The sequence below is a fragment of the Prevotella amnii CRIS 21A-A genome, from assembly GCF_000177355.1.
Taxonomy (GTDB): domain Bacteria; phylum Bacteroidota; class Bacteroidia; order Bacteroidales; family Bacteroidaceae; genus Prevotella; species Prevotella amnii.
This window is the reverse complement of record NZ_ADFQ01000079.1, coordinates 1-10,272: the sequence shown is the minus strand read 5'-3', so window position 1 is coordinate 10,272 and position 10,272 is coordinate 1. Positions and strand designations below refer to the sequence as shown.

General features: G+C 33.2%; 8 protein-coding genes and 1 pseudogene. 5 read left to right on the top strand and 4 right to left on the bottom strand.

Translation table 11 applies throughout. The features are described 5' to 3' along the window. Nucleotides 1-327, top strand: a 327-nt coding sequence (locus tag HMPREF9018_RS06985; RefSeq protein ID WP_008449811.1) for a glycosyltransferase family 2 protein, incomplete at its 5' end; no start/stop codon positions are given. 732 nt (nt 328-1,059) lie between these two features. Here HMPREF9018_RS06985 and rlmH read toward each other — a convergent pair. Beyond that, complete coding sequence (gene rlmH, locus HMPREF9018_RS06975; protein WP_008449823.1) at nt 1,060-1,530, bottom strand: 23S rRNA (pseudouridine(1915)-N(3))-methyltransferase RlmH; 471 nt, start codon at nt 1,528-1,530, stop codon at nt 1,060-1,062. Further along, nucleotides 1,527-1,850, bottom strand: a complete 324-nt coding sequence (locus HMPREF9018_RS06970) for a DUF4491 family protein (protein WP_008449820.1) — start codon at nt 1,848-1,850, stop codon at nt 1,527-1,529. Before HMPREF9018_RS06970 ends, rlmH begins: the two co-directional genes overlap by 4 nt. Before the next feature lie 191 nt (nt 1,851-2,041). On the opposite strand from HMPREF9018_RS06970, the gene HMPREF9018_RS06965 reads away from it, so the two are divergent. From HMPREF9018_RS06965 to HMPREF9018_RS06955, 3 genes are all read left to right on the top strand, one after another. Next, nucleotides 2,042-3,790, top strand: coding sequence for a phospho-sugar mutase (locus HMPREF9018_RS06965; RefSeq protein ID WP_008449827.1), 1,749 nt, complete (start codon nt 2,042-2,044; stop codon nt 3,788-3,790). 243 nt (nt 3,791-4,033) lie between these two features. Then, nucleotides 4,034-4,510 carry a ferritin gene (locus HMPREF9018_RS06960; RefSeq protein WP_008449814.1) on the top strand — a complete coding sequence of 159 codons (477 nt, stop codon included), beginning with the start codon at nt 4,034-4,036 and terminating at the stop codon, nt 4,508-4,510. Nucleotides 4,511-4,914: 404 nt separating this feature from the next. Beyond that, entirely contained in the window at nt 4,915-6,384 is a 1,470-nt protein-coding gene (locus HMPREF9018_RS06955; protein ID WP_008449818.1) for a trypsin-like peptidase domain-containing protein, read from the top strand. A gap of 109 nt (nt 6,385-6,493) precedes the next feature. Here HMPREF9018_RS06955 and HMPREF9018_RS06950 read toward each other — a convergent pair whose 3' ends face one another. Continuing rightward, entirely contained in the window at nt 6,494-7,693 is a 1,200-nt protein-coding gene (locus HMPREF9018_RS06950; protein WP_008449816.1) for a C1 family peptidase, read from the bottom strand. Between the two features lie 315 nt (nt 7,694-8,008). Between HMPREF9018_RS06950 and HMPREF9018_RS06945 the strand changes: the two genes are divergently transcribed. Next, the gene (locus HMPREF9018_RS06945; RefSeq protein WP_008449825.1) at nt 8,009-10,012 is read left to right on the top strand and encodes a phosphatidylinositol-specific phospholipase C; all 2,004 of its coding nucleotides are present in this window, start codon (nt 8,009-8,011) and stop codon (nt 10,010-10,012) included. A gap of 37 nt (nt 10,013-10,049) precedes the next feature. Here HMPREF9018_RS06945 and HMPREF9018_RS10740 read toward each other — a convergent pair. Continuing rightward, a pseudogene (locus HMPREF9018_RS10740) lies at nt 10,050-10,272 on the bottom strand (transposase); the annotation flags it as partial.

The window sequence follows — 10,272 nt, the reverse complement described above, 5'->3', positions numbered from 1 at the left end:
AATATAGAAGTTATATTGGTAGATGATGGTTCCATGGACAAATCTGGTTTAATATGTGATAAATTTTGTCAGTTGGATAAAAGGTTTCGGGTAATTCACAAGATTAATGAAGGTATTGCAAAAGCGCGTAATATAGGAGTTAAAGAAGCAAATGGAGATTATATTTGTTTTGTAGATAGTGATGACATGTTACACCCACAAATGTTAGAAAAATTGTTTGAAGCTTTACATAATGGAGATTATGACTTCTCTATGTGTAATTATAAGCCGATACAGGCTCATACAGAGCCTATACCTACATTTATGGGGGGGGGGAGAGATATTTGAGCAGGAAAGCTTAATATATGGGCTATTTGCCCCTTCTGGCATTGAAATGAAATATTTGGCAGTATGGAATAAACTATATAAGAGAGAAAATATATGTAATGTTTTATTTGAAGATGTTGTGTCAGAAGATTTTGAGTATAATCTTAAAGTATTTTTGAAAAGCAAAAGAGCAATATGTGTGAATGATATATTATTATTATCAAAATCCAAACTCTATTACTCACAAAGATATTATTGATAATAAATTAATAAAGAGTAGGTTTATTTATTCTATTAATACTTATGCAAATGCAGTAAAAAGAGTTGAAGGACATATAAAATATGAGGCGTGGGCATTATGGAAACTTTATCGATGCATGTTTAGTGTAAGATATTATGCTAAAGGTACAAAATTTGAAAATCTTGTAGAAATTATTATTAAGCAGGTTCATAATAAATATTGGAAGAAAGTTAAGAAGAATAATAATTTATCTTTAACTCAGAAAAGTTTTATGTATTTTTTTATGTCCTTCCCACAATTTTATAAAATATTACTATTTATACATTAGCAATGATATTATATAATACAATATATAGCATTTTATTATAAAAGAGAACAGAAATAACTAAGATATAGTGGTTATATATTTTGTTATTTTGCAGAATATGTTTGGTTAGTATTTAAGTACTAAAAAATAGTTACTGAGACAACATATGTTTATATTTTTTGTATTATAGTGTTCTTATATATGTCTATTCATGGTGATATGGCTCACCTTTAAGAATAGTACAAGCTCTGTAAAGTTGTTCGACAAATATAAGGCGTACCATCTGGTGTGAAAATGTCATTTTAGAAAGAGAAATCTTTTCATTAGCACGTTCGTAAATCTCTTTAGAGAAGCCGTATGAACCACCGATTATAAATATTAAACGTCTGGAAATAGATTGCTTTTGTTTAAGCCATTTAGCATATTCTGTTGAACGAAATTCTTTACCTTTTTCATCAAGTAAAATAATAGTATCTGTTGGTTGTATTTCTTTTAAGATAAGTTCTCCTTCTTTTTTCTTTTGTAGATCTATAGTTAGGTTTTTAGTATTTTTTAATTCAGGAATAGTTATAATAGAAAAAGGCATATAATGCCCTATCCTATTAGTGTAATCATCTATTCCTGTTTGGAATATTTTGTTAACAGTCTTACCTACAACTATCAAAATAGTTTTCATCGTTTCACATCTTTATTATTCTTTTCATTATATTCTTTAATGCGTTTAGGATTCATAGGGAACCATCCTTTTTTTACACGTTCTTTTTGTTCAAATAGCTCGCCAATACCCCAAAGCAATGATGCACCTGTTACTCCAAGTAAGGCAGACCAAAATATAGAAGATACAAATAAGGCAGCTACACAACACCCTAATCCTCCAATTAACCATAACCACCATGGTTTAGTGCCAAAATAATATTCAGTTTTAATTACTATAGGATGCAATAAGCCGATAATAATAAAAGTACAAATTGCAAGGAAAACGCCTTCAAAGTTCATATTATAATAAGTCTTTTATATTGATAAAAAATAATTGCAAAGGTAATAAAATATCTGTCATATCAGATAGACTTATAAATGAAATTCAATAGTATTTTTTGATAAAGGAAAATATGTATGCTTATTTGTATTTGGTTATTTATTTGTATATTTGCAAGTAGAATGATAAATAATTATAAAAGAGTAACAATATGGCAAAAGATTTAAAACTTATTGAGCAATGTGAGGATAAAGCTAAGTCATGGATGTCGCCATCTTTTGATGAAGAGACACGTTTGGCAGTAAAAAAAATGATAGAGGCTAAAGACAAGAGTTGTTTAATAGACAGCTTCTATAAAGATTTAGAGTTTGGTACAGGTGGCTTACGTGGTATAATGGGAGCAGGTTCTAACCGCATGAACATTTATACAGTGGGAATGGCTACACAGGGTTTTGCTAATTATTTGAAAAGAAATTTCAAAGAAAGAGAACAGATAAGTGTTGTAGTATGTCATGATTGTCGTAATAACTCACGTCTTTTTGCAGAAACGGTAGCTAACATCTTTTCAGCAAATGGTATAAAAGTGTTTTTATTTGAAGATTTACGTCCAACCCCAGAATGTTCGTTTGCTATTCGCAATCTTAGAGCACAAGCAGGTGTTAATATCACAGCCAGTCATAACCCTCGCGAATATAATGGATATAAGGCTTATTGGGAAGATGGGGCACAAGTATTAGCACCACATGATAAGGGTATTATAGAAGAGGTTAATAAAGTAAGAGTAGAAGATGTAAAGTTTGAAGGTAAAAAAGAGCTTATTCAAATAATAGGAGAAGATATAGATAAGCTTTTCTTAGATGCAGTAAAAACAGTAAGCATTGATCCTTCAGTTATAAAGAATCAGCATGACTTAAAAATAGTATATACTCCTTTACATGGTGCAGGACGTGTGATGATTCCGCGTGCCTTACGTTCTTGGGGATTTGATAATATACATTGTGTAGAGGAACAGATGGTAAAAGACGGGAATTTTCCTACAGTAGACCGTCCTAATCCAGAGATAGCAGAGGCTCTTACGTTAGGTTTACGTGATGCTAAGAAGATAGATGCAGATATTCTTATGGCTTCAGATCCTGATGCTGATCGTGTAGGTATGGCTTGTAAAAATAGTAATGGCGAGTGGGTATTGATTAATGGTAATCAGACTTGTTTGATTTTCTTGTGGTATATTCTAACTAACCGTAAAGCTATGGGGTTATTAAAGCCTACCGATTTTATTGTTAAAACTATTGTTACTACTGAAGTTATCCGTAAAATAGCAGAGAAGCAACATGTAGAAATGCGTGATTGCTATACAGGTTTTAAATGGATTGCACGTGAAGTTGCGCTTTCAGAAGGTAAGCAAGATTATATAGGTGGTGGAGAAGAAAGCTATGGCTTTATGGCTGAGAGCTTTTGCCGTGATAAAGATGCAGTTAGTGCATGTTGTCTTTTGGCTGAAATATGCGCCTATGCTAAAGATCATGGCAAGACTTTATATGATATAGTAATGGATATTTATATGGAGTATGGTTTTAGTTATGAATATACCATTAATGTAGAACGTCCAGGAAAGACAGGTGCAGATGAAATTCAGCAAATGATGCAGAATTTCCGTACCAAGGCACCTAAGGAACTTGGAGGTAGTAAGATAGCAATATGGAAGGATTATCAAACTTTGGAAGCTATAAAAGCCGATGGTACAAAGGAAAAAATTGATATGCCAGAAACAAGTAATGTGCTGCAATGGTTTTGCGAAGATGGTAATAAGGTTAGTGTTCGTCCTTCAGGTACAGAGCCTAAGATTAAGTTCTATCTTGAAATAAAAGAAAACATGACTTCTCCTAATGATTATAATAATTGTGTCAGTCATGCAAAAGAAAAGATAGAAGCTATAAAAAAGAGCTTAAATCTCAATTAGAATTGAGGCATGATAACAATAGAATTATAGATGAAATAAAAGGGCATTCGTTTTGAGAGAATGCTCTTTTATTTTATAGTAGATTATGTTTTTATGTAAAAACATAATAGTAAAATATAAAGATTGTTATTATTCTATGATTTGAATAATATTGTTGTGTAGAATAACTTGTTTAATATAAAATATTTTTTACCTTTGTAGTAGGATAATACAAATCATTATAATAATAAAAAGTAGATAGTTATGAATATAAGTAAAACTATGCAAGAGGCATTTAGCCAGCAGATTATATCTGAGTTGTGGTCTTCTAATCTTTATTTGCAAATGGCTTTTTGGTTTCAAAAGGAAGGCTGGAAAGGCTTTGCAAATTATATGTTTAAGCATTCTGAAGAAGAAAGAGAACATGCTACAGATATGGCTAATTATGTTTTTGATCGTGGAGGCGAAGTAGTGTTAGGTGCAATTGATGCTGTTACTACTTCATGGAAAGATGAAAAATCTGTTTTTGAAAATGTTTATCAGCATGAGCAGCATGTAACCGAATTGATTTATAACTTAGCAGAAGTAGCTGAAAAAGAGAATGATCGTGCTTCTCAAAATTTTATAGCTAAGTATGTTGATGAGCAGGTAGAAGAAGAGAAGAATGTGCGTGATATATTAAAAGATTGGGAACATCAGGAAAATCATGATGTAGCACATATGGATAAAAAGTTTATTTAACCTGACTTAAAATTAATAATAATCTGATTATTATAAAGTGAAACTCACTACTCTGAGAAAGGGTAGTGAGTTTTTTCATATTACATTGTTTTTATATAAATATTTCGAGAAAAAAGGGATTCTAATTAGCTGCTGTATTATTGTTGTTTTTAATGTGTAAGATAAAACAGTAAGGATTTATATTCAGCTTAACAGAAGAGTAATTATAAATGAATTTAAAATTATATGTGGTGCTTTTTAATTGCCGTTAATTGTTAAATTGTAAGTGTTAAAATCGAATAAAGATTAGTTGTGTTATGTATTTATTACGTTTTTTGCCTTTATATTTGCATAATCATTAATAGAAGATGATTAAAGAATAAGAAATAAAAAGAGAAAAATCAAATAAATAAATTAAATTATAGATGAAAAATCTTTCAAAATTATTAGTAGGAGCATCTTGCTTTTCTGCTCTTGCTTTATCAACAGGGGCTTTTATTAAAGTCTGCGCAGCTCCAACTACTGTTGCAGCCTATGGTCAGCCAGTAGATTTAACTTATGCGTCTGAAAAAGCGTTACCTGCAGTTGTGCATATTAAATATGTTCAGAATTCAAAGACGAAGACAGTAGAAGTTGATGAGGATCCATTTGGAGGTTTTTTTGATCCTTTTGGTTTCTTCGATCAGCGTCAGGGGGACGGTAATAGGCGTCGTCAGCAGATACAAACTCCTAAGAAAGAAGCTACAGGAAGTGGTGTTATTATATCTTCAGATGGATATATAGTAACAAATAATCATGTAGTAGAAGGTGCAGATGAGCTAACTGTTACGTTGAATGACAACCGTGAGTTTAGTGCAAAAATAGTAGGTACTGATAAGCAAACAGACTTGGCTTTGCTTAAGGTTAATGCAAAAAACTTGCCTGTATTGCCTATAGGTGATTCAGAAAAGTTGAAAGTAGGTGAATGGGTAATAGCAGTAGGTAATCCTTATAATTTAAGTTCTACGGTAACAGCAGGTATAGTAAGTGCTAAGGCTCGTGGTTTAGGAGCTACTCAAGGAGGTATAGAAAGCTTTATACAAACAGATGCTGCTATTAATCCTGGCAATTCTGGTGGTGCCCTTGTTAACACAAAAGGTGAGCTTGTAGGTATTAATGCAATGCTTTATTCTAGGACAGGATCGTATAGTGGTTATGGTTTTGCTATTCCTACGTCTATAATGATAAAGGTAGTAGATGATATAAAGAAATATGGCAGTGTACAACGTGTAATGCTTGGTATTCAAGGAGGTGATGTGCTTGATTATATAAATGCTCAAAAAGATGATGGAAAAACAGTAGACCTTGGTACAAATGAGGGCGTTTATGTAGATAAAATCACAAATGATGATGGTAATGGTGCAGCGGCAGGGCTGCAGAAGGGTGATGTTATTACTCAGTTTGATGGAACGAAAGTTACTAAAATGTCAGAGCTTCAGCAAGCTATTAATGCAAAACGTCCTGGTGATAAGGTTTATATTACTTATATGCGTAATAAGAAGGTTATTAAAAAGCTGATAACTTTGAAAAATGCTCAAGGTACAACAAAACTTTTAGAGCAGGCAGATATAGATGTTTTAGGTGGACAGTTCCGTCCAGTTAGCAAATCAATGAAACAGCAGTTAGGCATTAATTATGGCTTAGAAGTAATAAAGGTAAATAATGGTGCATTGAAAAAGGCAGGTATTCCTCGTGATTATATTATACAAAATGTAAATGATACTCCTGTTAAGACTATAGACGACTTGCAAAGTATTGTAAAGAAGGCTTCCACAAGTAAATATCCTGTGCTTTATATTCAAGGTATTTATCCAACAGGTAAGAAGGGCTATTTTGCAGTTCCTTTATCAGAATAAGAAAGTAATTGTTATAAAATAATTAATGTAAGATTCCCTATCAAATTGGTGTTTTTTCCAATTGGTAGGGATCTTTCTTTTATAAGTAGTTTTATGTTATAAGGTTAAACTAAAGTTTTATTTGTTTCATCATCTTTTTACTTATAGCATTCTTATTAAGGAATATATATATGGTGTTGTCTGCAATAAAGTTGCGAGACATATACCAAGTACCATTATATTTGTTATTAGTACCCCATGAATTTTTCACCATATAAAAATCTTTACCTTTTTGATCTTTAGCCTTGCCATAAATAACCATAACATGATCGTAGGTCATGCGCCAGTTGTCAAAGCGTTTTTGGCGGCGTTCTTGTGTAACAGACACTTCTGGTGTGTTAATACCTATCTTTGCTATCTTATTGCCTCGCTCTGTCTTTGATAATTGTAACCATCTTGCAGCATCAGAACCTATTATAGATGATATCTTGTCGTTATCTACATCTAATGCAAGCCCATTGCGTGTAAAGCCATCTTCACTAACATCACCTCCCCAAGCTATTGTATAGCCAGCATCAATAGCATCGTCAATAATCTTCATCATATCATTTAATGGGATATTATAGCTTTGTTTCATTCTCCATTTATATGGCGCTTCTATTACAAAAGAGCTATAGAATGGATGATGAGTAAAACTTGTTATACTAATATAATTGTTCCAGTCTATTCCTAATGATGAAGCAAATGTTTTTGGTGTATATTGTTTACCTTTATAAGTGAACGTTTGAGGACATTTACCAATATAAGAATCTATAATACCTTGCACGCTGTTCTGCCATGCTGGGCTTAACTCTTCATGATTTCCTTGTGCTATAGTAGTCATATACTTCTCAAGTCCTGGAAAAAATTCGGTAAAATTAGCAAGGCTATCTCCAACCAAAGATCCAGGTTTTGGCATGACATTTTCAGGCACTATCCCATAAGTTTTAATCATTTCCAAAGCATCGTCAGCACTGCCTCCTTCTGAAAATCTACTATACCCATGCATACGGGTGTGAAATATAGCTTCGTCAAGATAATTTTTATTAGCTACAAACATTTCACTAAGGTCATAAGTTTTACCTGTAGATTTAAGTATCTCACTTTCAAAAAATCCTAATGTAGCATAACACCAGCAGGTACCACTTTTATATTGATTTTTTACAGGAGTAATAGCGTTAGCTTTTATAGTAGTAAAATGGAAATCAGAAGCATTGCTATTTTCTTTATTTTGCGCATATACAGATATGCTTATAGCTGTAAATGCTAATGCTAAATATTGCTTTTTCATATAGTGTAATTAATTTTAATTTAAAGCAAAGTTACATAAAAAAAGGTTAAGGTAAATAGTGAATAAGCTTTTTTTGAAAAATATTTAAAATCAATCAATGAGAATAATTAGACAATAAAGGTGAAAACGTCTTTGAAGTTTTTAAAATATAAATACCTTATATATAAGGTATATAAAAGTTAATATATATGGGATAGATGCTTAATAAAGGTATTATGTTCTTTGATATTTGCAAATAAATTACTAACTTTGTGTTCTTCAAAATAATTTACATTAAAAAATTGATAAGATATGATGATTCCGAGAAAACACAAAATGTCCATAATTGAAAATAATAAACATAAATCAGCTCATAGCATAGCTAAAGATGTGATTACAAATAGCGTGTTATTTATGTTTTGGAGTATGGTTATTATTGCTATATATATGTTGCTTTGTAGTTGTAGCCATAATATAGATAATGTTGAATCTGAACAGCAGCAAGGGGTTCATATAGTATATCTTAATGTTAAGGTAGATGGTGCTATAGTTAAAAATGATAATAAGGAAAGTACGAGGGCTTTTGCGTACGACTTTAATAATAAGCAAGCATTACCTTTGTTACGCCTCAAAGCAGATGATGTAGAAGAAGGGCTTTGCTTAATAAGAAATGAAAATCCTAAAATACCATTAAGATGTATAAAGGTGGTGTGGAAAGGATGTGAAAATGGGGTAAGATGTGATAATTTTACCGCAGATATAAAATGTCCTAATAATGAGAAAATAGGTAAGTGGGAGGCTTGTTTCCTGCTTGGACAAGGTAAGTATGACGAGAAGAGTCGTTGTGTAATATTTAGCGGAGAACACTTTGCACGACCTATAACTATTAGGAAAGAGCAACGATGGGATATGCCTTATCTATCTAAGTGGTTACCACTTTCTACGGAAGATGGCGTAAATATGAGCACCCCACGAGTAAATTTTCTCCCACAAGGATCTTTTATTCGTATGAAGATAGCTAATACTACGGAGAAAGATATTAATATAGCTGCACTTCGTATGAAGCCAACAGACAATTCGATGCAGGCTGCCCCCTTTGTATGGGAAGCAAAATGGCAAGTAGACGAACAAAAGGATTCGCCTATAGTAGTTCCTGTTCTGCTAAAAAATGGAGAGGATTTAATATGTAAGCTCGATAAGCCAATTACTCTAAAGCCTAAAGAAATGTCTAAAGTGTATGGCTTTTGGGTAATGCCAGTAGGTAAGAATGTAAGTTTTTCTAACGACCTTTATATAGTGCCTCAAACAGAGGCTATTGCTAAACGGTCAGAATGGTGGTTATATCATACACCTTTAGATGGAATGAGCAATTCTCAAGGACAAGAGGCTGGTAAAAGTTATACTTTTAAGCCCAAGCTACGTTCTATAGTGCCTACCAAACTAAATAATTGGATGCAGGATATGGAGGACGACCGGCTAATATGCAAGATGTCCATACCCGGAACACACGATACCGGAGCATGGTCTTCAGGTATTTGGTGGGTAAAGACACAAGACAAAGATATCAAAGGGCAGCTAGAAAATGGCATACGCTTCTTCGATATACGCTTGGTGCTTGATGGTGATGTGCTGAAGCTGTGCCACTCCAGTGTAGTGTTCGACCGCACGTTTCATAAAGATGTATTGCGTGCTACTGCCGATTTTTTACGAGATCACCCTTCTGAAACGGTTATCATGACCATAAAGCGTGACCATGATTATGATCATGATGGTGGTAATAAGTATCGTGCAGCAGTAGGCAATATCTTAAATGCAGATCCTTATATTAAGCAATATATAGCAGGAGCTTTTAGTCCGGATCTAACTATGGGCGATATTCGTGGTAAGATGCTTATAGTGAGCCGTGAGGGTTGGTATTCTACAAACTCTGGCTGGATAACAAGTTGGCCTGATAACAGACAGTTTTCTACTACGCTTGCTTCTACTAATTATTCCACTACCACGCTACATGTGGAGGATACATATAAATGCCGTGCAGGTGATAAGGTAAATCTTGTTCGCCAGAATTTGCTTAAAGCTAGTGAAGCGTATGGAGGAATGGCTCCCGAATGGTTTATTACATTCTGCTCGTACACGGGTCCAAACGGCATAGGTACTCCGAATGTTGTTACAGGATATGTTGACCCTTATGTAAAAGATATTCTTAATAAAGACCAGCAATTGCGTACTACAGGCATTCTACTATTCAATTTTGAAGGTTGGTATGGACTAACTAAAGAGGTTATTAAATTTAACAAGAAATTCCCACCGAAACTTATACAAAGTTATGAAGATGAATAGAAAACATAGCGTTACAGGGTTATTTTGGTATAAATTAAAGTCCAATACAAAAATATTGGTAGTAAGCATTCTCACCCCATTGAGAAACCACCATTTCATCTGATACATCACACAAATGTTTTAAGATTAAAAGACCACACATCAGGCGAATAGGGGAGCGGGGCTACCGTTAGTGCTGCAATACAATGGAGAAAAAGCATTTTCAAAACACTCCCAATTAATCTTATTACTAAGTTGGAAAAGGGGATGTTGATGACTGA